20 protein-coding genes are annotated in these 23,302 nt (G+C 72.4%); 12 read left to right on the top strand and 8 right to left on the bottom strand.

Annotation, left to right across the window (positions count from 1 at the left end):
- Window positions 1–61 precede the first annotated feature (61 nt).
- From GA0070215_RS14520 to GA0070215_RS14505, 4 genes are all read left to right on the top strand, one after another.
- The gene (locus tag GA0070215_RS14520) at window positions 62–1,126 is read left to right on the top strand and encodes an alpha/beta fold hydrolase (protein ID WP_091046276.1); all 1,065 of its coding nucleotides are present in this window, start codon (window positions 62–64) and stop codon (window positions 1,124–1,126) included.
- Between the two features lie 124 nt (window positions 1,127–1,250).
- Window positions 1,251–3,041 carry a 3-hydroxyacyl-CoA dehydrogenase family protein gene (locus tag GA0070215_RS14515; protein ID WP_018788753.1) on the top strand — a complete coding sequence of 597 codons (1,791 nt, stop codon included), beginning with the start codon at window positions 1,251–1,253 and terminating at the stop codon, window positions 3,039–3,041.
- Between the two features lie 121 nt (window positions 3,042–3,162).
- Complete coding sequence (locus GA0070215_RS14510; RefSeq protein WP_081636038.1) at window positions 3,163–3,489, top strand: hypothetical protein; 327 nt, start codon at window positions 3,163–3,165, stop codon at window positions 3,487–3,489.
- 67 nt (window positions 3,490–3,556) lie between these two features.
- Complete coding sequence (locus tag GA0070215_RS14505) at window positions 3,557–4,366, top strand: alpha/beta hydrolase (RefSeq protein WP_018788751.1); 810 nt, start codon at window positions 3,557–3,559, stop codon at window positions 4,364–4,366.
- Between the two features lie 5 nt (window positions 4,367–4,371).
- Here the strand turns inward: GA0070215_RS14505 and GA0070215_RS14500 are convergent, their stop codons facing one another.
- The 5 genes from GA0070215_RS14500 to mce form a co-directional block, all read right to left on the bottom strand.
- Window positions 4,372–5,553: an AI-2E family transporter gene (locus GA0070215_RS14500; RefSeq protein WP_377468166.1), complete on the bottom strand. Its 1,182-nt coding sequence runs from the start codon at window positions 5,551–5,553 to the stop codon at window positions 4,372–4,374.
- Between the two features lie 27 nt (window positions 5,554–5,580).
- On the bottom strand, window positions 5,581–7,677 hold the full coding sequence (locus GA0070215_RS14495; RefSeq protein ID WP_091046272.1) for a coiled-coil domain-containing protein: 2,097 nt from the start codon (window positions 7,675–7,677) through the stop codon (window positions 5,581–5,583).
- A 172-nt stretch (window positions 7,678–7,849) separates the two neighbouring features.
- A complete protein-coding gene (locus GA0070215_RS14490) occupies window positions 7,850–9,100 on the bottom strand; it encodes a DivIVA domain-containing protein (RefSeq protein ID WP_091046268.1) in 1,251 nt (416 codons plus the stop codon).
- A gap of 263 nt (window positions 9,101–9,363) precedes the next feature.
- Window positions 9,364–10,719, bottom strand: coding sequence for a crotonyl-CoA carboxylase/reductase (ccrA, locus tag GA0070215_RS14485; RefSeq protein ID WP_091046264.1), 1,356 nt, complete (start codon window positions 10,717–10,719; stop codon window positions 9,364–9,366).
- 300 nt (window positions 10,720–11,019) lie between these two features.
- Window positions 11,020–11,484 (bottom strand): methylmalonyl-CoA epimerase, encoded by a 465-nt coding sequence (mce, locus tag GA0070215_RS14480; protein ID WP_030271412.1) that lies wholly within the window; start codon window positions 11,482–11,484, stop codon window positions 11,020–11,022.
- Between the two features lie 62 nt (window positions 11,485–11,546).
- On the opposite strand from mce, the gene GA0070215_RS14475 reads away from it, so the two are divergent.
- The 3 genes from GA0070215_RS14475 to GA0070215_RS14465 all read left to right on the top strand — a co-directional run bounded on the left by GA0070215_RS14475 (window position 11,547) and on the right by GA0070215_RS14465 (window position 14,298).
- Complete coding sequence (locus tag GA0070215_RS14475) at window positions 11,547–12,740, top strand: acetyl-CoA C-acetyltransferase (RefSeq protein ID WP_018788745.1); 1,194 nt, start codon at window positions 11,547–11,549, stop codon at window positions 12,738–12,740.
- A gap of 5 nt (window positions 12,741–12,745) precedes the next feature.
- A complete protein-coding gene (gene meaB / locus GA0070215_RS14470) occupies window positions 12,746–13,747 on the top strand; it encodes a methylmalonyl Co-A mutase-associated GTPase MeaB (RefSeq protein WP_091046261.1) in 1,002 nt (333 codons plus the stop codon).
- Window positions 13,748–13,893: 146 nt separating this feature from the next.
- Window positions 13,894–14,298 (top strand): Asp23/Gls24 family envelope stress response protein, encoded by a 405-nt coding sequence (locus GA0070215_RS14465; protein ID WP_018788743.1) that lies wholly within the window; start codon window positions 13,894–13,896, stop codon window positions 14,296–14,298.
- A gap of 15 nt (window positions 14,299–14,313) precedes the next feature.
- Here the strand turns inward: GA0070215_RS14465 and GA0070215_RS14460 are convergent, their stop codons facing one another.
- On the bottom strand, window positions 14,314–14,730 hold the full coding sequence (locus tag GA0070215_RS14460) for a GntR family transcriptional regulator (protein ID WP_018788742.1): 417 nt from the start codon (window positions 14,728–14,730) through the stop codon (window positions 14,314–14,316).
- 265 nt (window positions 14,731–14,995) lie between these two features.
- On the opposite strand from GA0070215_RS14460, the gene GA0070215_RS14455 reads away from it, so the two are divergent.
- Window positions 14,996–15,322: a DivIVA domain-containing protein gene (locus GA0070215_RS14455; protein ID WP_018788741.1), complete on the top strand. Its 327-nt coding sequence runs from the start codon at window positions 14,996–14,998 to the stop codon at window positions 15,320–15,322.
- Window positions 15,319–15,576 (top strand): hypothetical protein, encoded by a 258-nt coding sequence (locus GA0070215_RS14450; protein WP_018788740.1) that lies wholly within the window; start codon window positions 15,319–15,321, stop codon window positions 15,574–15,576. Before GA0070215_RS14455 ends, GA0070215_RS14450 begins: the two co-directional genes overlap by 4 nt.
- 34 nt (window positions 15,577–15,610) lie before the next feature.
- Here GA0070215_RS14450 and GA0070215_RS14445 read toward each other — a convergent pair whose 3' ends face one another.
- Together GA0070215_RS14445 and GA0070215_RS14440 are read right to left on the bottom strand one after the other, a co-directional pair.
- Entirely contained in the window at window positions 15,611–16,942 is a 1,332-nt protein-coding gene (locus GA0070215_RS14445) for an aspartate aminotransferase family protein (protein ID WP_091046258.1), read from the bottom strand.
- A 20-nt stretch (window positions 16,943–16,962) separates the two neighbouring features.
- Window positions 16,963–18,495, bottom strand: coding sequence for a CoA-acylating methylmalonate-semialdehyde dehydrogenase (locus GA0070215_RS14440; protein WP_377468176.1), 1,533 nt, complete (start codon window positions 18,493–18,495; stop codon window positions 16,963–16,965).
- Window positions 18,496–18,602: 107 nt separating this feature from the next.
- Here GA0070215_RS14440 and GA0070215_RS14435 point away from each other — a divergent pair, with 107 nt between their 5' ends.
- The 3 genes from GA0070215_RS14435 (at window position 18,603) to GA0070215_RS14425 (ending at window position 23,261) form a co-directional block, all read left to right on the top strand.
- Window positions 18,603–20,246: a PucR family transcriptional regulator gene (locus GA0070215_RS14435; protein WP_091046250.1), complete on the top strand. Its 1,644-nt coding sequence runs from the start codon at window positions 18,603–18,605 to the stop codon at window positions 20,244–20,246.
- Between the two features lie 229 nt (window positions 20,247–20,475).
- Window positions 20,476–22,164 (top strand): coenzyme B12-dependent isobutyryl-CoA mutase large subunit, encoded by a 1,689-nt coding sequence (gene icmA, locus GA0070215_RS14430; RefSeq protein WP_018788736.1) that lies wholly within the window; start codon window positions 20,476–20,478, stop codon window positions 22,162–22,164.
- A 179-nt stretch (window positions 22,165–22,343) separates the two neighbouring features.
- A complete protein-coding gene (locus GA0070215_RS14425; RefSeq protein ID WP_091046247.1) occupies window positions 22,344–23,261 on the top strand; it encodes a tetratricopeptide repeat protein in 918 nt (305 codons plus the stop codon).
- The last annotated feature ends 41 nt before the right edge of the window (window positions 23,262–23,302 follow it).

Genomic DNA, 23,302 nt, shown 5'->3' with positions numbered 1-23,302 from the left:
TGGGGTGCTGTGTCGGTGGGGCACATGGACCGGGGTCGCGCGGGCGTGCCAGCATGCGCGGATGCGCAGCGAACGGCTCACGGTCCAGGCCAACGGCATCACCCAGGCGGTCCGCGTGGCCGGTCCACCGGACGGCGTGCCGGTGCTGCTGGTGCACGGCAACGTCTCCTCCTCCGCGTTCTGGAAACCGCTGCTGGCCCGGCTCCCGGAGACGCTGCGGGTGGTCGCCCCCGACCTGCGCGGGTACGGCGAGACCGACACCGCGCCGGTCGACGCCACCCGAGGGCTGGACGACTTCGCCGACGACGTGGCCGCGCTGCTGGACGTCCCGGAGCTGTTCCCGTCCGGCGCCCGGCCGGTGGTGGCCGGGCACTCGCTGGGCGGTGGCGTCGCGATGCGGCTGCTCGTCGGCCACCCGGATCGGGTGGCGGGACTGCTGCTGGAGGCTCCGGTGTCCCCGTACGGCTTCGGCGGCACCCGGGACCGCGACGGCACCCCCACCACGCCCGACTTCGCCGGCACCGGCGCCGGCGGCGCGAACCCGGACTTCGTGGCCCGGCTCGCCGCCGGTGACCGGAGCGCGGACGGTCCGACCAGCCCGCGCGCGGTGCTGCGCGCCGCGTACGTGGCCGACCCCGCCGCGCTGGGCGACGACGAGGACCTGCTGCTGGAGAGCATGCTGACCACCGCCACCGGCGACGACAACTACCCGGGCACGGCTGTCGCCTCGGCCCACTGGCCGGGGACCGCCGCCGGGGGGCGCGGCGTGCTCAACGCGCTCGCCCCGGCCCACTTCCGGCTCGCCGACGCGCTGGTCGCCGTGCCGGTCAAGCCGCCGGTGACCTGGGTACGCGGTGACGCCGACGTGATCGTCTCGGACACCTCGCTGTTCGACCTGGCGTACCTCGGTCAGCTCGGTGTGGTGCCCGGCTGGCCCGGCGCGCAGCAGTGCCCGCCCCAGCCGATGGTGGGGCAGACCCGCGCGGTGCTGGACCGGTACGCGGCGGCCGGCGGGACGTACCGGGAGGTCGTGCTGCCCGGCTGCGGACACAGCCCGCACCTGGAACGGCCGGCGGAGTTCGTCGCCGAGCTGCTGGCGCTGGCCGGGGAGAACGTCACCGGGTGAGGCGCGGTGCCGTGAAATATCCCACGGCGTCTCGACAACACAGCGTCACATGGCAGACTCCGGCGCATAACCTTAGCGGCCGTTCATGTCGCGGACGGCGGAGTCGAGCCAGGGGAGGCCGGTCGTGGCGCGGGAGTTCACCAGGGTGGGCGTGGTGGGTCTGGGCACCATGGGTGCCGGCATCGTGGAGGTGTTCGCCCGCAACGGCCTCGACGTCGCAGCCGTCGAGATCTCCGACGCGGCGCTGGAGCGCGGCCGGGCCACGCTGACCGGCTCCACCGACCGGGCCGTGGCCAAGGGCAAGCTCGCCGAGGCCGAGCGGGACGCCCTGATGGCGCGCGTGGACTTCCGCGTCGGGCTGGACGCGCTGCACGACGTGGACCTGGTGATCGAGGCGGTGCCCGAGCACCTGGACCTCAAGCAGCGGATCTTCGCCGAGCTGGACCGGGTCTGCAAGCCCGAGGCGATCCTGGCCACGAACACGTCCTCGCTGAGCGTCACCGAGATCTCCGTCGCCACCTCCCGGCCCCACCAGGTCATCGGCATCCACTTCTTCAACCCGGCCCCGGTGATGAAGCTGGTCGAGGTGGTCCGCACGGTGGTCACCTCCGCCGACGTGGTCGCCGACGTGGAGGCGCTCTGCGAGCGGCTCGGCAAGGTCGACGTGACGATCAGCGACCGGGCCGGCTTCATCGCCAACGCGCTGCTGTTCGGCTACCTGAACCACGCGGTCGGCATGTTCGAGGCCCGCTACGCCACCCGCGAGGACATCGACGCCGCCATGAAGCTCGGCTGCGGCCTGCCGATGGGCCCGCTGGCGCTGATGGACCTGATCGGCCTGGACACCGCGTACGAGATCCTCGACACCATGTACCGGCGCGGCGGCCGGGACCGGCGGCACGCCCCGGCCCCGCTGCTCAAGCAGATGGTCACCGCCGGTCTGCTGGGCCGCAAGTCCGGTCGCGGCTTCTACACCTACGAGCGGCCGGGCTCCCCGAAGGTCGTACCCGACGAGTTCACGCCGCTCGCCGCGGACGCCGCGCCCGCCGACGGCACCCGCGCCATCGCGAAGGTCGGCGTGGTCGGCTCCGGCACCATGGCCACCGGCATCATCGAGGTGTTCGCCAAGGCCGGGTACGAGGTCGTCTCGGTGACCCGGGGCGCGGAGAAGTCCGCGAAGGTGTGCGAGGCGGTCAAGACCTCGCTGAACAAGGGCGTGGTGCGGGGCAAGCTCAGCGAGACCGACCGGGACGAGGCGCTCGGCCGGATCACCTGGTCCGCGACGCTGGAGCACCTGGCCGACGTCGACCTGGTGGTCGAGGCCGTGGTCGAGGAGCTGAGCGTCAAGAAGGCGCTGTTCGCCAGCCTCGACGAGATCTGCAAGCCCGGCGTCGTGCTCGCCACCACCACCTCGTCGCTGCCGGTGATCGACGTGGCGATGGCGACCCAGCGCCCCGCCGACGTGGTCGGCCTGCACTTCTTCAACCCGGCGCCGATCATGCCGCTGGTGGAGATCGTGCAGACCATCCGCACCTCCGCCGAGACGTCGGCCACCGCCCGCGCGGTCTGCGCGAAGCTCGGCAAGACCGGCGTGGTCTGCGGCGACCGGTCCGGGTTCATCGTCAACGCGCTGCTGTTCCCGTACCTGAACGACGCGGTGAAGATGCTGGAGGCCAGCTACTCGACCGCCGACGACATCGACTACGCGATGAAGCTCGGCTGCGGCTACCCGATGGGCCCGTTCGAGCTGCTCGACGTGGTCGGCCTGGACGTGTCGCTGGCCATCCAGCGGGAGCTTTACCTGGAGCTGCGCGAGCCCGGCTTCGCCCCGGCGCCGCTGCTGGAGCACCTGGTCACGGCCGGCTACCTGGGCCGCAAGTCCGGCCGCGGGTTCCGCGACCACACCCGCCGCTGATCCCGGCCGGCCACGAGCGAGATCTTGGTACGGAACCGCCCCGGGAAGGGCGTATCCGTACCGAGATCGCTCGGGTTCGGGGCATCGGCGGTGGGGTGGGGATGGGCCGTAGGCTGGGATCGTGAGTCCCCGTCGAAATCGGGCCCGCCGGGAAGAAGGCCCCGGCCTGGACGCTGAGCGTGCCCGCCACGGCGTGCCGACAGTGCAGCAGTGGCGCGACGGCGACTGGCAGATACGCGCGATCAGCGGCGGCGCATCCGTCAAGACGTACCGCTGTCCCGGCTGTGACCAGGAGATCCGGCCGGGCGTGGCGCACCTGGTGGCCTGGCCGGCCGACGACCGGGGTGACCTGACCGATCGCCGGCACTGGCACTCCGGCTGCTGGCGGGCCCGGGACCGGCGCGGCCCGAACCTTCAGCGCGGCCGGGGCGCCCCGCGCTACGGCTGAGCGATCTGGATCACCCGGTTCCCGTCCCACTGGGCGGCAGGGCCGCCGACACGGGAGACTGGTAGGCGTGAGCACTCCGATTCGCGCGTCGTCGATCCTGCCCGGCCGCCGGGAGGACATCGAGCTGCACACAGCCGACGGGCTGACGCTCGTCGGTGAGCTGGCCCGGCCGCTGGAGGGCGAGCCGTCCGCCACCCTGGTCTGCCTGCACCCGCTGCCCACCCACGGCGGGATGATGGACAGCCACGTGTTCCGCAAGGCGGCCTGGCGGCTGCCGGAGCTGGCCGGCCTGGCCGTGCTCCGGTTCAACACCCGGGGCACCAGCAGCGTCCGCGGCACCAGCGAGGGGGCGTTCGACGGGGCGGTCGGGGAGAGGTTCGACGTGGCCGCCGCGATCGAGTACGCCGAGTTCCACGAGCTGCCGAACATCTGGCTGGTCGGGTGGTCGTTCGGCACCGACCTGGCGCTGAAGTACGGCTGCGACCCGGCGGTGGCGGGAGCGATCCTGCTCTCCCCGCCGCTGCGCTACTCCGCCCCGGAGGACCTGGCGGTCTGGGCCGAGACGGGCAAGCCGCTCACCGCCCTGGTGCCCGAGTTCGACGACTACCTGCGGCCGGAGGAGGCCCGGGAGCGGTTCGCCGCCGTGCCGCAGGCCGAGGTGGTGGGCGTGGACGGTGCCAAGCACCTGTGGGTCGGCGACGCGGAGAAGGTGCTGGACGAGATCGTCCAGCGGGTCGTCCCCGGCGTACCGCTGCCGCTGCCGACCACCTGGGACGGCCCGATGGAGACCGGCGACGTCAGCGCGTACGCCGACCGCACTGTCGCCGCGTTCGCCGACACCCCGGTGCCCGGCCCGGCCCAGCGACGCGCCGAGTAGCCGCTTCAGCGGGCGTCCTGGCGGGGTAGCACCACCTCGCGCAGGATCAGCTGCAACGCGGCCACGGTGGGGATCGCGATGAGCGCGCCCACCACGCCCAGCAGCGCCACCCCGAGCAGGGCGGCGAGCAACGCCGCCACCTCGTTCACCGACACCGCCCGGCGCATGATCTTCGGATAGATCAGATAGTTCTCGACCTGCTGGTAGAGCACGAAGAACACCAGGCAGGCGATGCCCACCGGCAGATCCGTGGCGAGCCCGACGAGCGTCACCACCACCGCGCCCAGCGTCGCGCCGATCTGCGGGATCAGGTCGGTCACCGCAACCACCACCGCGAGCGCGAACGGGTACGGCAGGCCGACGGCCAGCGCGAACACGAACGTGGTCACCCCGGCCAGCACCGCGATGGCGAGCGCGCCGACCATGTACGCGCCGACCCGGGTGAGGATCTCGTCACCGATCAGCCGGACCCGCTGCCGGCGCGAGCGCGGCACCAGCGCGTACCCGAGTTCGCGCAGCTTGTCGAAGTACGCCAGGAAGTAGATCGTCAGCACCAGCACGGTGAGCAGGCGGAAGATCGTCCCGAAGACCAGTTGCGCCCCACCGAGCACCCCGCCGAGCGCCCGCCCGATCGTGTCCGCGTCCGCCGCCGCCTGGACCCGTTCCATCACGTCGTAGCGGACCACGAGGTCGTTGACGGTGGGATTGCGGCGCAGCTCCTCGACGTACCCGGGCAGCTGCTGCACGAACTGGCCGGACTGGGTCACCACCGGCGGCACCAGCGCCAGCAGCCCGCCGACGATCAGCAGCACCACGACGAGCGTCACCACCGCGACGGCCAGCCCACGCGGCACGCCCCACCTGCGCAGCCGGACCACCGCCGGGTGCAGGCCGACCGCGAGGAACAGCGCGATCACCACCAGCACCAGGATGCCGGCGGCGTTGCGGATGCCCAGGAACAGCGCGTACGCCAGCAGCACGCCGAGCGCGCCGGTGAACCCGATCAGGAAGGCACTGCGCCGCAGCGGGCGGCCCGGCACGCCGAACCGGCCGCTCGGCTCGAACTCGCCCGGCTCGACGTCGACGGGCCGTCCGCTGCTCGTGTCCGTCCCGATTCGCGGGTTGCCGGCGGCGCTCGTCGCGTCGCGCGCGGGTTCCGCCTCGCCGGTGGGATCCACGGCCGCCACCTCCCCCGATCCGGCGCGGCGGGTGGCTCAGTCCTTCTCGACCGTCACGGTGCTGGGCTTGGCGCTGCGCTCGTCGGTGGTCGGCTTGGTCGGGCGCTTGCCGTTCTCACCGGTGCTGGTGATCTTCGTGGGGGTGGCGCCCCGGCCGCCCTCGCCCGGTACGGCCGCCACAGTGGGCTCGCCGTCGACCCCCGCTCCGCCAAGGGAATCCATGGTGGTCACCGGCTCGCCGACCGGCTTCGCCCTGCCCGCGTCGGCGGGCCCGCCGTCACCCTTGGCCGGGCCGGCGCCGTTCGAAACCGCGGTGGCGGTGCCCTTCACGGCCGCCGGCGCACCGCCGCCGGCCGGGGTGTCGCCGACGGTCTCCACGCCGCTGGTGACCGGTGTGCCCTCGCCCGCCGGCTTGCTGTCGGCCGTGGCCCGGCCGGTGGAGGCGGCGGCGAGGTCGCCCGGATCGACCGGGGTGGCCGCGATCCCGGCCGCGTCCGCGTCGCGCCGCAGGTCGGTGAGGCGGCGTTGCAGGTCGTCGGACTCCTGCCGCGACTTCCAGGTCTCGGTACGCAGGTCGGCCAGCTCCTGCTGGGCCTTGGCGATCTCCAGCATCACCCCGGCGAGCTGCTGCCGGCCGGCGGCCACCTCCTGCTGGGTGGCGGCCAGGTGCTGCTGCGTGGTGGCGAGGTGCTGCTGGGTGGTGGCCGCGTACTCCTCGAACTGACGGCGCGAGGCCGCGACGTGCTCGTCGGCCTTGCGCCGCTGCGCGGTGGCGTCCGCCTCGGCGCGGCGCAGCAGCTCGGCGGCCTCCAGCTCGGCCTGCTGCCGCATGCTCAGCGCGTCGGCCTCGGCGGCCTCACGGATGCCGGCGGCGGTGCGCTCGATCTCGTCGCGCCGCGTGGTGTACGCCTGCTCCAGCTCCTCCTGCCGCCTGGTGTGCTGCTTGTCCAGCTCGTCGCGGCGCCTGGCGAACTCCTGCTCGGCGGCGGCCCGGCGCTGGGCCAGCTCCTTCTCCGCGCCGTCCCGCCGCTCGGCGACCTCCTTCTCCACCCCGGCCCGCCAGGCGCCCAGCTCCTGCTGCGTCTGCGCGCGGGACTGCTGCACGTACGCCTCGGTCTCGGTGCGCGTGCGCTGCACGTACGCCTCGACCTCGGCGCGGTTGCGCTTGCCGGCCTCCGCGGCCTCGGTGGTGAGCCGGTTGGCCTCGGTGCGGGCCCGGCCGCGGGTGGCCTTGGCGGCCTCCTCCGCGTCGTCCACGATCTTCTTGGCCTCGGCCAGCGCCTTGGCGTGCGTGGCCCGGCCGGCCTCGGCGGCGGCGTCGGTGAGCCGCTTGGCCTCCTGCTGGCCCTTGGCGTGCACCTCCTTGGCGGCCTCGCGGAGCTGGCTCGCCTCCTGCTGGGCCTTGGCCAGCGCCTCCTTGGCGGCCTCACGCAGCCGCGCGGCCTCCTGCTGGGCCCGGGCGTGGATCTCCTTGGCGGTGTCGCGGAGCTGGGTGGCCTCCTGCTGGGCCTTGGCCAGCGCGTCCTGGGCGGTCCGGCGCAGCTTCTCGGCCTCGTCCTGGGCGGCCGTCCGCAGCTTGGTCGACTCGTCGTGCGCGGCCTTGCGCAGCTTCGCCGACTCGTCCTTGGCGGCCTTGAGCGTGGCCTCGGCCTCGGCCTTGCGGGCGGCGGTGTGCCGCTCCTCCTCGGCCCGGCGGGCGGCCAGCGCGATCTCGAAGTCCTTGAGCGCCTTGTTGGCCTGCTCCCGGGCCTCCTCGACGATGTGCTCGGCGGCGGCGCGGCGGGCCTCGATCTCCTCGTTCGCGGCGGCCAGGATCTCGTCGGCCTGCTCCTCGGCCATGGTGAGGATCTGCTCGACGCGCGGCCCCAGGTGCCGGAACGACGCCCGGTCCACCACCGCCGCCTGCTTGCGCACCTGGGCCAGGTCGCGCTGGAGCACCTCGACCTGACCGGCCAGCTTGTGGATCTGGGTGTACGCCTGTTCCCGCTCGGTGGTCAACGCCGCGATCTCGTGCTCCGCGCGAGCGACGTAGCGGTCGACCTGCCGTTTCTCGTATCCCCGCAGGGCGGACTCGAAGCTGGGCTCCGTCGTCACGTCCCCGCCGAGCGCGAACAGTTCCTCGCCGTGCGACATGCCCCCATCCTCACACGCATCCGGCTCTGCTGGGGCGATACGGACGCCCCTCCTGGGACCTACTTCACCCTCCGGACGAAGCGGGCCGCACACGCATGACGGCGCGGGGTGACACCGGTCACCCGGTGTCACCCCGCGCCGTGGCTCATGCCCCCGACAGCGGGTGTCTCGGTCAGCCGGCCGACTCGGCCGTCACCTTCTGCCCGGAGGCGTCGGCCTTCGGCGCATCGGCCTTGCCGCCGGCCGGAACGCCCGGCACGATGCCGGCCAGACCGGACAGCATCTGCCCGAGCTGCGAGGTGACCGCGTCCTTCTGGCGGGTCAGGTCCTCGACCTCGCGGCGGGCCGCCTGCGTGGTCAGCTCCGCCTCGGTACGGGCCTCGTTGAGCACCCGCTGCGCCTCGGCGCGCGCCTCGTTGAGCGTCTTGTCGGCCAGCGCCTTGGCCTTGTCGACGGTCTCGTTCGCGGTGCGCTCGGACTCGACCCGGCGGGCCTCGGCCCGCTGCTCGATCTCCTTGGCGCGCTCCTGCGCGGCACGGGCCCGCTGCTCCGCCTCGTTCACCAGCTTCTGGGTCTGCGCGACCTGGGTGGCGTGCCGCTCCGACTCCTCGCGCTCGGCCTTCTCCCGCCGCTCGGCGAGCTGGAGCTCCAGGGCCTGGAGGTCCTTGTCGCGCTTGTCGCGCGCGTCGGTGAGCAGCTTGGTCGCCTCGGCCCGCTTCTCCTCGGCCTCCCGCGCGGCCTTGGCCCGCTGCTGGGTGATCTCCCGCTCGGCGGTGGCGCGCAGCGTGGCGACCTCGCGCTCGACAGTCGACTTCAGCTCGGCCACCTCGTGCGCGGTGACCGTACGCAGCTGCTTGGTCTCCCGGTCGGCGTCGGCGCGCAGCGTGTCGGCCTCGCGGCGGGCCTGCACCCGGACCTCGGCGGCCTCGCGCTCGGCGGCGGTGCGGACGCTGCCGGCCTCGCGTTCGGCGGTCGCCTTCATGGCGGCGGCCTCGGCGCGTGCCTTGTCGGTGATCTCACGCGCCTCGAGGCGGGCGGCGGAGAGGATGCCCTCCGACTCGCGCTTGGCCTCGTTGCGGTGGTCGTTGGCCTGCTCCTCGGCCAGCCGCAGGATCTGCTCGACGCGAGTGCCCAGGCCGGAGAGCGTCGGCCGGCTGTTCTCCTCGAGCTGCTTGTTGGTCTCGGTGAGCTTCTGCTCCAGCGCGCTCTGGCGCTGCTCGGCCTGCCGCAGGCGGCGCTGCGCGTCGTTCATCCGCTGCTCGGCCTCGGCGCGGGCCTGCTCGGACTGGCTCAGGGCGGCGCTGAGGCGGCCGATGAAGTCGTCGACCTGGTTGGTGTTGTATCCACGCAGGCCAACGGTGAAATCGGGCTGTGAGTTCGCGTTATCGAAGAACGCAAGAGGGGAGGACTGCTGCTGGGGCATTGGGACATACTGGCAGACGCCCCAGGGTGGTTCGCAAGAGCGGTGGGCACCTTTCGCGTCCTGTTTACATGGTCAACTGCGCCGTCCGGCGAGACTGGACCAATTGGCGATCTTGGCAGCTCCCGGGCGGGTGGGGCGGGTCGGGCTTCTGCGGGGAAGGTGGCGCGAAAAGGGCCGCGGGTCGGCACCCGCGGCCCTTTGTGCGTACGCCGGTCGAATGGCGCCCCGGTCAACCGGAAAGGCAATCCGGGGCGGCCGTACGGTCAGTGACCGCGGAACCGGTTGATGGCGCTTTCGTGGCGGGAACGCATCTCGGTGTCCCGGACGCCGAGCCCGTCGGCGGGGGCGAGGCACCGCACGCCGACCTTGCCCTGGTGGGCGTTGCGGTGCACCTCGTACGCGGCCTGGCCGGTCTGCTCCAGCGCGTACGTCTTCGACACGGTCGGGTGCACCTTGCCCAGCGCGACCAGGCGGTTGGCCTGCCACGCCTCGTGGTAGTTGGCGAAGTGGCTGCCGACGATCCGCTTGAGGTGCATCCACAGGTAGCGGTTGTCGTACTGGTGGTTGAAGCCGCTGGTGGAGGCGCAGGTGACGATCGTGCCGCCCTTCTTGGCGACGTAGACGCTGGCGCCGAACGTCTCCCGGCCCGGGTGCTCGAAGACGATGTCCGGGTCCTCGCCGCCGGTCAGCTCGCGGATGCGCTCACCGAAGCGGCGCCACTCGTCCTGGTCCTGGGTCTGCTCGTCCTTCCAGAACCGGAACCCCTCGGCGGTGCGGTCGATGACCAGCTCGGCGCCCATCTTCCGGCACAGCTCGGCCTTCTCCGGCGAGGAGACCACGCAGACCGGGATCGCGCCGCCGCCCAGCGCCATCTGGGTCGCGTACCCGCCGAGGCCGCCGGAGGCGCCCCAGATCAGCACCACGTCGCCCTGCTTCATGTTCGCGCCGTGGTGCGAGACGAGCTGCCGGTACGCGGTGGAGTTGACCAGCCCGGGGCTGGCCGCCTCCTCCCAGCTCAGGTGGCGCGGCTTCGGCATCAGCTGGTTGGCCTTGACCACCGCCAGTTCGGCGAGGCCGCCGAAGTTGGTCTCGAAGCCCCAGATCCGCTGCTGCGGGTCGAGCATCGTGTCGTCGTGGCCGGCGGAGTCCTCCAGCTCGACCGAGAGGCAGTGCGCGACCACCTCGTCGCCGGCCTTCCACTTGGTCACGCCGGGCCCGGTGCGCAGCACCACGCCGGCGGCGTCCGAGCCGACCACGTGGTACGGCAGGTCGTGGCGGCGGGTCAGCTCGGAGAGCCGGCCGTACCGCTGGAGGAACTTGAAGGTGGGCAGCGGCTCGAAGATGCTCGTCCACACCGTGTTGTAGTTGATCGCGCTGGCCATCACGGCGACGAGCGCCTCACCCGGGCCCAGCTCGGGCGTCGGCACCTCCTGCACGTGCAGCGCCTTGCGCGGGTCCTTGTCGCGGGTGGCCATGCCGTCGAACATGCGGGTGTCCTCGGCACGCACCACCACGCCCCGGTAGCTCTCCGGCACGGGCAGGCCGGCGAGGCCGGCGAGCTCCCGCTCCGGCTGCGACGAACCCTCCGCCGCCATGATCGCTTCGAGGATGTCCTGCACGGTGACCTCCCGTTTGTCCGCACCCGCACACCGCGGGCAGGGGTGCTGCCATCGTCGGCGCCGGTGCGACGGGACCGCCATGTCGGCAATCGACACATTCGGCACCGGTCGCCGCTGCTGTTCGGGCGGACGTTACTGAACGGTAGCTAAAGCGGGAACCCCTGTGTGAAAAACCGCATCCACCGATGCGTGGAGGTGTCCGTGGGAACGTGCAAGTGCGCACGGCCGCGCGCGTTCCCACTTGTTAGGAAGGGCCCCTTCTTAACAGACGTCTGTTAAGAAGGGGCCCTTCCTTGCATGTCAGGCGGGCTGGACCAGCTCGATCAGTACCCCGCCGGCGTCCTTGGGGTGCACGAAGTTGACCCGGGAGTCCGAGGTGCCGCGCCGGGGGGCGTCGTAGAGCAGCCGTACGCCGCGCTCACGCAGCGCCGCACAGGCCACGTCGATGTCGGCCACCGTGTACGCGACCTGCTGGATGCCGGGACCGCGCTTGTCCAGGAACTTGCCGATCGTGGTGTCCGGGGACAGCGGGGCGAGCAACTGCACCATGCCACCGGAGGCGTCCGGCCCGACCGCGAGCATCGCCTCGCGTACGCCCTGCTCGGCGTTGGTCTCGGTGTGCACGCAGCGCATCCCGAACGTGCGCTGGTAGAAGTCGATCGCGGCGTCCAGGTCGGCCACGGCGATCCCGACGTGGTCGATGCGGCGCAGGCCGATGTCTGTGACAAACTCGGCAGCGGGCTCGACGGGGGAGTTCTCAGCCATGACGCTAGTCTGACCGAACAATCGTTAAGGCGTACAGGTCGGCACCCCCTCGGAGGCAGGCAATGGCTTCGGTGATCGTCAGCGGCGCGCGGACCCCCATGGGGCGCCTGCTGGGCAACCTCAAGGACCTCCCCGCGACCGGGCTCGGTGGCATCGCGATCAAGGCGGCCCTGGAGCGGGCCGGTGTCGCGCCCGAGCAGGTCCAGTACGTGATCATGGGCCAGGTGCTCCAGGCCGGTGCCGGGCAGATCCCGGCCCGGCAGGCGGCCGTCGAGGCCGGCATCCCGATGTCCACCCCGGCGCTGACCATCAACAAGGTCTGCCTATCCGGGCTGGACGCGATCGCGCTCGCCGACCAGCTCATCCGGGCCGGCGAGTTCGACGTGGTGGTGGCCGGTGGCATGGAGTCGATGACGAACGCCCCGCACCTGCTGCTCGGTCAGCGCTCCGGCTACAAGTACGGCGACGTGACGGTCAAGGACCACATGGCACTCGACGGTCTCACCGACGCCTGGGACTGCTGCTCGATGGGTGAGTCGACCGAGCGTCACGGCGCGAAGCACGGCATCACCCGCGCGGAGCAGGACGCGTTCGCCGCGGCCAGCCACCAGCGCGCCGCCGCCGCGCAGAAGAACGGCCACTTCGGCGACGAGATCACCCCGGTGGTCATCCCGCAGCGCAAGGGCGACCCGCTGGTGATCAGCGAGGACGAGGGCATCCGCCCGGACACCACCGCCGAGTCGCTCGGCAAGCTGCGTCCCGCCTTCACCAAGGACGGCACCATCACCGCCGGCAGCTCCTCGCCCATCTCCGACGGCGCCGCCGCAGTGGTCGTGATGAGCAAGGCGAAGGCCAAGGAGCTGGGCCTGACCTGGCTGGCCGAGATCGGCGCGCACGGCAACGTGGCCGGCCCGGACAACTCCCTGCACTCGCAGCCGTCGAACGCGATCAACCACGCCCTGAGGAAGGGCGGCCTGAGCATCGAGGACCTCGACCTCATCGAGATCAACGAGGCGTTCGCGGCGGTGGGCATCCAGTCGACCCGCGACCTCGGGATCAGCGCCGACAAGGTGAACGTCAATGGCGGCGCGATCGCGCTCGGCCACCCGATCGGCATGTCCGGCGCCCGCCTCGTACTCACGCTCGCGATGGAGCTGAAGCGGCGCGGCGGCGGCACCGGCGCGGCGGCGCTCTGCGGCGGTGGCGGGCAGGGCGACGCGCTGATCATCCACGTACCGAACGGCGCCGAGAGCTGATTGTCTTGAACGACGCGAGCAACGCCCCGGCGGCGGCCTCCGGGCCGGTGCGCCGCAGCCGAGACGTACCCATGCTGGTGGAGCGGGCCCGCGCGGGTGACCCCCGCGCGGTGGCCCGGCTGATCACCCTGGTCGAGTCCGGCGACGAGGTGCTGCCGCAGGTGGCGGCGGCGCTCGCGCCGTACGCCGGGCACGCCCAGGTGGTCGGCCTGACCGGTTCGCCCGGTGTGGGCAAGTCGACCACCACGAACGAACTGGTCCGCGCGCTGCGGGCGCGCGGTCACCGGGTCGGCGTGCTGGCCATCGACCCGTCCAGCCCGTTCACCGGCGGCGCGATCCTCGGCGACCGGGTCCGGATGCAGGACCACGCCACCGACCCGGGCGTCTACATCCGCTCGATGTCCAGCCGCGGTCACCTGGGCGGGCTCTCCGCGGCGACGCCGCAGGCGGTGCGGGTGCTGGAGGGCGCCGGCTGCGACGTGGTGCTCGTCGAGACCGTCGGCGTCGGGCAGGCGGAGGTGGAGGTGGCCTCGCTGGCCGACACCACGCTCGTGCTGCTCGCGCCCGGCATGGGCGACGCGATCCAGGCGGTCAAGGCCGGCATCCTGGAGATCGCCGACGTCTTCGTGGTCAACAAGGCCGACCGGGACGGCGCGGACGCCACCGTCCGCGACATCCAGGGCATGATCGCGCTCGGTGAGCGCGGGCCGGGCGAGTGGCGGCCGCAGGTGGTGCGCTCGATCGCCGCCCGTGCCGAGGGCATCGACGACATCGCCGCCGCGATCGACAAGCACCGCGACTGGCTGGAGCGCCACGGCGAGCTGCGCCGCCGCCGGGAGGCGCGGGCCGCCGCCGAGATCGAGGCCATCGCGCTGGGCGTGCTGCGCGCCCGGATCGGCTCACTGCGCGACGGTACGCAGCTCCCGACGCTCGCCGCCAAGGTGGCCGAGGGCGCAGTCGACCCGTACGCCGCGGCGGAGGAACTGCTCTCCCAGCTGGGCTCCTGACCCGCCCCCAGCCCTCGCTCCTGGTACGAACCCCGCGATCTTGCGGTTGCGGCCCCGGTTGCGCCTGCTTCGCGGCTTCTGCCGGGGCCGTAACTCCATGATCGACGGTCGATGTACGCTCCCCGGGACGAGGGAGGGTGGGGCGCGTGGAGCACGACGCTACTCAGGAGCTGCCGGCGATGCCTGGGACCGTGGCGGGCGGGAGCACTTCGGTCTCGGACGAGGTGGTCGAGAAGATCGCGGTGGCCGCCGCGAAGTCGGTGCCCGGGGTGGCCGAACTGGGCGGCGACATCGCCCGCTTCTTCAACGCCGTGCTGGACCGGGTCGGGCTGGACCAGGTCGGGGACGCGCGGCGCGGCTGCTCGGCGCACGTCACCGATGGTTCGGCAGTGGTCAACCTGGTCCTCGTGATCGACGCCGGGTACCCGGTACCGCAGGTGACGAACGAGGTGCGGGCCGCGGTGGCGTCCGCCATCGAGGCGTACGGACTGCGGGCCGCCGAGATCAACATCCGGGTCGACGACGTGGCGATGGGTACGCCCACCGCCTGACGTACGCCGCCCGGCTCAGTCGTGCGCCGGGCGGGTCAGCTCCACCTCGTCACCCGGCAGCAACTCCACGTCGCCCTCCGGGCCGTGGATCTCCAGCACCGGTACGCCCTCGTCCAGCAGCATGTTCCGGCGCTCGGCGCCGGTAGGCATCCGCGCGACGACTCTCGCGCCCGCGGCCAACTCCACCTGCCTGCGCTGCGGCGTCTCCCGAACCCGCGTGCCGAGCGGACGGCTGGTGGTCACGAGCCCTTCCGACCGCAGCAGCGAAATCGCCATCCGGACCGCGTCGCGGCCGATCTGGTGCTCCTGGCTGAGCCGCGACTCGCTGCCGACGCTCGCCCCGGGCGGCAGCGCGCCCGATTCGACTTGCTCTCGGATCAGGTCGGCGAGCTGGACGTAGACCGGCGTGTGCGAGCGCGGATCGATGGTCATGACGTAAGCCTTGTGCCCCGGTAGATCTGATCCATCAAGGCTTTATGGCAATGATGGATTGTAGCCATGTTGGATTCTTGCTGTGGTCGGCGCGTGTTTGCGCGGTGACCGGCGGACATGACTCCTTCGAGTGCGCTCAATCTCGACTGCTCCGGTGCCGTACCGCGAAGTGACGCTGCGGTGGCGGGGCGGGCGGAGCCGCCCGTGCGCGGCGGGCGGGTGGCTCCGCCCTTCCAGTCCCTTCGACCACGAGAGGCAGGCCTTCGTGCGGTGGAACCTCCGGTGGCCCGGTCGGCGCGAGCGAGCCGGTCGCGGCACCACCCAGCCGGGCTGCTACCGGGCGGCCAACTACACGCCGTTGCGCCCCTGGCAGGTGCGGGAACGGCGGTTCCGGACGACGCGGCTGGGTCGGCGCGGGCTCGACCCGGCCGAGGTGCACGAGTTCCTCGACCGGGTGGCGCTCGACCTGGCCGACGTCCACCGGGCGCTCGGCGTCAGTCGGGAGGAGACCGCGCGGGTCCGGGACGCGCTGCGGCGCTGGCAGTCCGAGCAGGCGCAGAAGCGGATGAACGCGGGAGCGTACGGTCGATGAGTTCCCGCGAGCGGTTCGTCATCCACCTGCCGGTCGTCGCCGGTGACATGGCCGGCGCCGTACGCCTGGCCCGGGTCGTCGCCCGCTGGTCGGGCGTGCTCGCCCAGGCCGACCCGGGCGAGACCACCGTCTCGGCCGAGGACGAGCAGGGCGTACGCCATCGGGTCTTCTGCGATCTGCGGATGGGCGACGGCCGGCGCTGCCTGCTGCGGGCCGACCACGACGGTCCGTGCGCCCGCCGGCTGCTGCTGTGACTGTCGGACCGTTCGGGCGCGGCGGGGCGGTGGCTCAGACCGTGTGGCGGTCGGCCAGCGTCAGCGCCTCGTCGAGGATCGCCAGGCCCGCCTTGGTCTCCGTCGCCGACACGGTGCACGGCGGCACCACGTGGATCCGGTTGAAGTTCGCGAACGTGACCAGGCCGCCGCGCCTGCACGCGGCCAGCACCTCGTTCATCTCCGGCGACGACGACCCGTACGGCGCCAGCGGCTCCTTCGTCTCGCGGTCGCGTACCAGCTCCAGCGCCCAGAACACGCCGAGCCCGCGTACGTCACCGACGCTCGGGTGCCGGTCGGCCAGCTCCCGCAGTCCCGGGCCCAGCACGTCGGCGCCGATCGTGGCGGCGTTCTCGACGATCCGCTCGTCCCGCATCACGTTGATGGTCGCGACGGCGGCGGCGGTGGCCAGCGGGTGGCCGGAGTAGGTCAGGCCGCCGGGGTAGGCGCGGGTGGCGAACGTCTCGGCCACGTGGTCGGCGATCACCACGCCGCCGAGCGGGACGTAACCGGAGTTCACGCCCTTGGCGAAGGTGATCAGGTCAGGCGTCACACCGTGATGGTCCAGCGCGAACCAGGCGCCGGTACGCCCGAAGCCCGCCATCACCTCGTCGGCGACGTAGAGGATGCCGTGCCTGTCGCACAGGTTCCGTACGCCCGCGAGGAAGCCCGGCGGCGGCGGCATGATGCCGGCGGTGCCCGGCACCGTCTCCAGCACGATCGCGGCGATGGTGGACGGGCCCTCCATCTCCACGACACGTTCGAGGTGGCGCAGCGCGAGCGTGCACTCCTCCTCCTCGGTGGTGGCGCCGAACTCCGACCGGTAGAGGAACGGGCCGAAGAAGCGCACGACTCCGGCGGTGCCGTTGTCGCTGGGCCAGCGGCGCGGGTCGCCGGTCAGATTCACCGCGGTCTGCGTGCCGCCGTGGTAGCTGCGGTACTGCGACAGCACCTTCGGCCGGCCGGTGTGCAGCCGGGCCATCCGGACGGCGTGTTCGATCGCGTCCGCGCCGCCGTTGGTGAAGAACACCTTGGAAAGGCCCGCCGGGGTCAACTCGGTGATCAGCCGGGCCGCCTCGCCGCGGGCGTCGTTGGCGTACGACGGCGCGATCGTGCACAGCCTGGCGGCCTGCTCCTGGATCGCCGCGACCACCACCGGGTGCTGGTGGCCGATGTTGGTGTTGACGAGCTGCGACGAGAAGTCCAGGTAGCGGTTCCCGTCGCCGTCCCAGAAGTACGAGCCCTCGGCCCGCTCGACCACCATCGGGTCGAGCGACGACTGGGCGGACCAGGAGTGGAAGACGTGCGCGCGGTCGAGTTCGTAGGTGCGCTGTGCGCTGGTGCTCATCGCGTTCTCACTTCCGCTGCTCAGACGTTCTCGGGGAAGCCGAGGTCGATCCCGCCGTGGCTGGGGTCGAGCCACCGGGAGGTGACGACCTTGCCGCGGGTGAAGAAGTGCACGCCCTCGGTGCCGTGGGCGTGCGAGTCGCCGAAGAGGCTGTCCTTCCAGCCGCCGAAGGAGTAGTAGGCCATCGGCACCGGAATCGGCACGTTGACGCCGACCATGCCGACCTCGACCTCGTTCTGGTAGCGACGCGCGGCGCCGCCGTCGTTCGTGAAGATGGCCGTCCCGTTGCCGTACCGGTTGGCGTTCACCAGCGCGAGCGCCTCGTCGTAGCTGCCGACGCGCACCACCGACAGCACCGGGCCGAAGATCTCGTCGGTGTACACGCTCATCTCCGGCGACACCCGGTCCAGCAGGCTCGGGCCGAGCCAGAACCCGGACCCGTCGCCGTCGACGCGCACGTCGCGGCCGTCCACCACCAGTTCCGCGCCCGCCTCGACGCCCGCGTCGAGGTACGACGCGACGCGGTCGCGGTGCTCCCGGGTGACCAGCGGACCCATGTCGCAGGAGCGCCGGCCGTCACCGACCTTCAGCGTGGCGATGCGCTCGCGGATCCGGGCCACCAGGTCGTCGGCGACCGGCTCGACGACAACCAGGGCCGAGATCGCCATGCACCGCTCGCCGGCCGAGCCGAACCCGGCGTTCACCGCCGCGTCGGCGGCCAGGTCCAGGTCGGCGTCGGGCAGCACCACCATGTGGTTCTTCGCGCCGCCGAGGGCCTGGACCCGCTTGCCGTTGCGGGTGCCCGTCTCGTACACGTACCGGGCGATCGGCGTGGAGCCGACGAACGACACCGCCTTGACCTCGGGGTGCTCAAGCAGCCGGTCCACCGCGACCTTGTCGCCGTGCACGACGTTGAACACGCCCGCCGGGAGGCCGGCCTGCTCCCAGAGCCGGGCCACGAGCAGCGACGCGGACGGGTCCTTCTCGCTGGGCTTGAGCACGACCGTGTTGCCCGCCGCGACAGCGACGGGCACGAACCACATCGGGACCATCACCGGGAAGTTGAACGGCGAGATGACGGCGCAGACGCCGACCGGCTGGCGGATCGAGTAGACGTCCACGTTCGTGGACACGCCCTCCGAATAGCCGCCCTTGAGCAGGTGCGGGATCCCGCAGGCGAACTCGACGACCTCCAGGCCGCGGGTGACCTCGCCGAGGGCGTCCGGGACGACCTTGCCGTGCTCGGCCGTGATCAGCTCGGCCAGCTCCTGCTTGTGCCGGTCGACCAGCTCACGGAACGCGAACAGCACCTGGGTGCGCCTGGTCAGCGACGAGGTCCGCCAGGAGGCGAACGCGGCGGCGGCCGACGCGACCGCCTGGTCCACCTCGTCGACCGAGGCCAGCGGCACCTCCGCCCGGACCGCGCCCAGCGCCGGATCGTAGACCGGGGCCGTACGCTCGGTGACGCCGGCGACCGGCTTGCCGTCGATCCAGTGGGTCACCCGCTCCAGGGGGAAGGGTGTGAGCGCGGTGCCGGGTGCTGTCTGGGTCATGCCCGGGATCATCTGCGCTTGCCCAGGTCCGGGCAATGGACACTGTGTCGTTCCCGTCCACCGGAAGCGCACATACTGTGCGCCGGAGGAGAGGGGGCGACGCTCCGATGCCCATGACGGTCCGAGACGTGCTCGAACTGCCGGCGTTGCAGCAGGCCGGGCCGCGCGTCCTGGCGGGCCGGGACCGGCTGGACGCGCCGGTGCGCTGGGTGCACGTCGCCGAGATCCCCGAGATCGCCGACCTGCTCCGGGGCGGCGAGCTGGTCCTGACCACCGGTATCGGCCTGCCCCCTGACGACGACGGGCTGCGCCGGTGGATCGACGACCTGGCGGCGGTCGGGGTGGCGGGTGTGGTGGTCGAGCTGGGCCGCCGGTTCGGCGGCACGCTGCCGGCCGGGCTGGTCGAGCACGCCCGCAGCCGGAACCTGCCCCTGATCGCGCTCCGCCGCGAGATGCGGTTCGTCGCCGTCACCGAGGTCGTCCACTCGGTGATCGTCGAGGAGCAGACGGCCGACCTGCTCGCCAAGGACGAGATCCACCGCATCTTCACCGAGCTTTCGGTGGAGGGCGCCGAGCCCCGGCAGGTGCTCCGCGAGGTCACCCGCCTGTCCCGGCGTCCCGCCGTGCTGGAGAACCTCGCCCACCAGGTGCTGGCGTACGAGACCGGCCCGCTTACCGCCGAGGAGCTGCTCGACCGCTGGGAGACCCGCTCACGCGCGGTCGAGGTCCCGTCCGGCACCGGCTACGAACCGCGCTCGGGCTGGCTGGTGACAGGTGTCGAGGCGCGGGGCGACAGGTGGGGTCGGCTCGTGCTGCTGTGCGACCAGGAGCCACCGGCCCGGACCCGGGTGCTGCTGGAACGCGCCGCGTCCACCATCGCGCTGAACCAGCTCGTCGCCCGGGACTCGTCGTCGGTCGAACGGCAGGCGCGCAGCAGCCTGCTGCTGAGCATCGTCAACCACTCGGCGCCCACCCGGGACGTGGCGCTGCGGGCGCGCGGGCTCGGTGTGGTCCTGGAGCAGCGACGGCTGCTCGGCGTCGTGGTCCGGCGGCGCCGTCCGGCCCCGGGCGCCGGTGCCGGCGGGAATGCGAACCGGCGGGAACTGCTCGACGCGGTGGAGACGGCGGTACGCGAGTGCGGGCTCGCGGCGCTCGTCGGCGACGTGGACGAGGCGGCCGGCGGTACCGGTGTCACGCTCCTCGTCGCGCTCGACGAGACCGGCTCCGACGAGGCCGCGCTGGGGAACCTGTCCGCCGCGCTCACCCGGGCGGGCCACCGAGCCGGATCGGACGTCGTGGTCGCCGCCGGATCGGTGGTCCGGACGCTCGACCTGGCCCGGCGCTCGCTGGCCGAGGCGGCGCAGGTGGCCGACGCCACGGTGCACACCGCCGAGCCGCGCCCGTTCTACCGGCTGCACGACGTCCGCCTCCGGGGCCTGCTGTACCTGCTGCGCGACGACGTGCGCCTGCAGACGTTCGTCGAGCGCGAGCTGGGCCCGCTGCTCTCCTACGACCAGCGCCACGGCACGAACCACGTCGCCCTGTTGGAGACGTACCTCGTGGAGGGCCGCAACAAGCGGCGCGCGGCGGACGCGATGTCGGTGTCGCGATCAGCGCTGTACCAGCGGCTGGAGTTGATCGAGCGGGTGCTCGGCGTCGACCTGGAGTCGAGCGAGCGGCGCCTGTCGCTGCACGTGGCGCTCACCGCGCGGGACGTCATGCGTGCCGGCGGGCCCGAGCCCACCGGCTGACCGGTCACCTGTGCGTGCCGCGGCCCGACCCGAGGCGCCGGACGCCGTCGCGGGCCGGCGCGAGGCCCGCCGGGCAGCCGTCCGCCACCCGAGGCGAGACTCTGACCTGCGGATCGACGGTGATGGGCCGGCCGCCGGGTTACCAGCCGGTACGCGTGCCCTTAAGGATCGTTCAGGATTTCGCTCTACACTCGGACTCGGGACGACGACTTGAGAAGGAGCTCCGCGGATGGACGCTGACGAGATCGCCGCCGGTCGGGCCCGCTGGCAGGCCCGCTACGACGCCGCCCGCAAGCGCGACGCGGACTTCACCACGCTGTCCGGACTGCCGGTCGAGCCGGTGTACGGCCCGCCGGAGGACTCCGCGTACCCCGGGTTCGAGCGGATCGGCTGGCCCGGCGAGTTCCCGTACACCAGGGGTCTGTATCCGACCGGCTACCGCGGGCGGACCTGGACCATCAGGCAGTTCGCCGGCTTCGGCAACGCCCGGCAGACAAACGAGCGCTACAAGATGATCCTCGGCGCGGGCGGCGGCGGTCTGTCAGTCGCCTTCGACATGCCGACGCTGATGGGCCGCGACTCGGACGACCCGCAGTCCCTCGGCGAGGTCGGCCACTGCGGCGTCGCCGTGGACTCGGCGGCCGACATGGAGGTGCTGTTCGACGGCATCGACCTGGCCGGCGTGACCACCTCCATGACCATCTCCGGTCCGGCCGTGCCGGTCTTCTGCATGTACCTGGTCGCCGCCGAACGGCAGGGCGCCGACCTGTCCACGCTGGACGGAACGCTCCAGACGGACATCTTCAAGGAGTACATCGCGCAGAAGGAGTGGCTGTTCGACCCCGAGCCGCACCTGCGCCTCATCGGCGACCTGATGGAGTACTGCGCGCGGGAGATCCCCCGGTACAAGCCGCTGTCCGTCTCCGGCTACCACATCCGCGAGGCCGGCTCGACCGCCGCGCAGGAGCTGGCGTACACGCTCGCCGACGGATTCGGGTACGTCGAGCTGGGCCTGTCGCGCGGCCTCGACGTGAACACGTTCGCCCCCGGCCTGAGCTTCTTCTTCGACTCCCACGTGGACTTCTTCGAGGAGATCGCCAAGTTCCGCGCCGCCCGCCGGATCTGGGCCCGCTGGCTGCGCGACGTGTACGGGGCGACCAGCGAGAAGGCGCAGTGGCTGCGGTTCCACACCCAGACCGCCGGGGTGTCGCTGACCGCCCAGCAGCCGGTGAACAACGTGGTCCGGACCGCCGTGGAGGCCCTGGCCGCGGTGCTCGGCGGCACCAACTCGCTGCACACCAACGCCCTCGACGAGACGCTCGCCCTGCCCACCGACTCCTCGGCCGAGATCGCCCTGCGTACCCAGCAGGTGCTGATGGAGGAGACCGGCGTGGTGAACGTGGCCGACCCGCTCGGCGGCTCCTGGTACGTCGAGGCGCTCACCGATCGGATCGAGGCCGAGGCGGAGGAGATCTTCGCCCGGATCAAGCAGCTCGGCGGCGAGGGCCCGCACACCATCGGCCCGATGACCTCCGGCATCCTGCGCGGTATCGAGGACGGCTGGTTCACCGGGCACATCGCCGAGTCGGCCTTCGCCTACCAGCAGGCGCTGGAGAAGGGCGACAAGCGGATCGTCGGCGTCAACTGCCACACCGGCACCGTCGCGAAGGACCTGGAGATCCTGCGCATCTCGCACGAGGTGGAGCTGGAGCAGCGCCGGGTGCTGACCGAGCGCAAGTCGGCCCGCGACGACGCCGCCGTCACCGCGGCCGTAGCGCGGATGGTCGAGGTCTCCCGGACCGGCGAGAACATGATCCCCGCCATGCTCGACGCGGTCCGCGCCGAGGCCACGCTCGGCGAGATCTGCGACGCCCTCCGCACCGAGTGGGGCGTCTACCGCGAGCCCGCCCGCTTCTGACCCACCGCCGTGCAAGGAAGGGCCCCTTCTTAACACGCCGTGTTAAGAAGGGGCCCTTCCTCTACCGCAGGCGTTAACAGGGGGCCCTTCCTTGCACGGGCTGAGCAGGTGGGAGAGTGGCGACTGTCGCCGTCGCGGCTGGTCGGAGATCCGTGACGCACGTGCGAGACTAGACAACCATGAGCGACCCACGGATCACCTCGTCGATCTTCACCCGCGGCGCGGTCGACCTCAGCGCGCTGCGCACCCCCGCACCGGCCGACACCTCCTCCGCCACACCGTCCCAGGGCGCTGGGCCGACCGGGCTGCCGGGCAGCCCCGCCGGCTCCACCGCCGTGATCGACGTGACCGAGGCGAACATCCAGTCCGAGGTGCTCGAACGCTCGCTCACCACACCGGTGGTGGTCTTCTTCGGTGCCGCCGGCTACCCGGAGAGCGACCAGTTCGCCCCGGTGCTGGAGCGGCTTGCCGCCGAGGGCGGCGGAGCCTGGTTGCTGGCCCGGGTCGACGTGCAGCAGCAGCCGCGGCTCGCGCAGATGTTCCAGCTCCAGACGCTGCCCACCACGTACGCCATCGTCGGTGGCCGCCCGATCGACGCCTTCCCCGGTCCGGTGCCGGAGTCGCAGGTGCGACAGTGGCTCCAGGCGGTCCTCAAGGCCGGTGGCGTCACAGTCGCCGAGCCCGAGGACCCGCGCCTCGACGCCGCCGACGACGCGCTGATGAGCGGTGACCTCGACGCGGCCGAGGCGGCGTACCGGAAGATCCTGGCCGAGTCGCCGGCGGACGCGGCGGCGGAGGCGGGCCTGGCGCAGGTCGGGCTGGCCCGCCGGGTCGCGGGTGTCGACCCGCAGGGCTCGCTCGACGCCGCGGCCGCCGCCCCCGACGACGTGGACGCCCAGCTGCTCGCCGCCGACATCGAGGTGCTCAGCGGCGTCGCCGACCAGGCGTACAAGCGGCTGGTCGGCCTGGTCCGGCGCACCGCCGGGGACGACCGGGACCGGGTACGCCAGCACCTGCTCGGCCTGTTCACCATCGCCGGCCCGGACGACCCCGCCGTGGCCTCCGCCCGACGCGCCCTGGCCAGCGCGCTGTTCTGAGTCAACCCGCGCGGGCCGGCGCACCGCCGGCCCGCCCGACC

The organism is Micromonospora marina, assembly GCF_900091565.1.
Taxonomy (GTDB): Bacteria; Actinomycetota; Actinomycetes; order Mycobacteriales; family Micromonosporaceae; genus Micromonospora; species Micromonospora marina.
The sequence above is the reverse complement of the archived record's forward strand: the minus strand, read 5'-3'. Positions and strand labels throughout refer to the sequence as shown.

Excerpts from the sequence above, each read along its gene's own strand:
- icmA (WP_018788736.1), top strand. The coding sequence starts at position 20,476 with ATGGACGCTGACGAGATCGCCGCCGGTCGGGCCCGCTGGCAGGCCCGC.
- GA0070215_RS14445 (WP_091046258.1), bottom strand. The coding sequence starts at position 16,942 with ATGAGCACCAGCGCACAGCGCACCTACGAACTCGACCGCGCGCACGTC.
- GA0070215_RS14520 (WP_091046276.1), top strand. The coding sequence starts at position 62 with ATGCGCAGCGAACGGCTCACGGTCCAGGCCAACGGCATCACCCAGGCG.
- GA0070215_RS14475 (WP_018788745.1), top strand. The coding sequence starts at position 11,547 with ATGGCTTCGGTGATCGTCAGCGGCGCGCGGACCCCCATGGGGCGCCTG.
- GA0070215_RS14425 (WP_091046247.1), top strand. The coding sequence starts at position 22,344 with ATGAGCGACCCACGGATCACCTCGTCGATCTTCACCCGCGGCGCGGTC.
- GA0070215_RS14460 (WP_018788742.1), bottom strand. The coding sequence starts at position 14,730 with ATGACCATCGATCCGCGCTCGCACACGCCGGTCTACGTCCAGCTCGCC.
- GA0070215_RS14440 (WP_377468176.1), bottom strand. The coding sequence starts at position 18,495 with ATGACCCAGACAGCACCCGGCACCGCGCTCACACCCTTCCCCCTGGAG.
- GA0070215_RS14435 (WP_091046250.1), top strand. The coding sequence starts at position 18,603 with ATGCCCATGACGGTCCGAGACGTGCTCGAACTGCCGGCGTTGCAGCAG.
- GA0070215_RS14450 (WP_018788740.1), top strand. The coding sequence starts at position 15,319 with ATGAGTTCCCGCGAGCGGTTCGTCATCCACCTGCCGGTCGTCGCCGGT.
- mce (WP_030271412.1), bottom strand. The coding sequence starts at position 11,484 with ATGGCTGAGAACTCCCCCGTCGAGCCCGCTGCCGAGTTTGTCACAGAC.
- GA0070215_RS14495 (WP_091046272.1), bottom strand. The coding sequence starts at position 7,677 with ATGTCGCACGGCGAGGAACTGTTCGCGCTCGGCGGGGACGTGACGACG.
- GA0070215_RS14490 (WP_091046268.1), bottom strand. The coding sequence starts at position 9,100 with ATGCCCCAGCAGCAGTCCTCCCCTCTTGCGTTCTTCGATAACGCGAAC.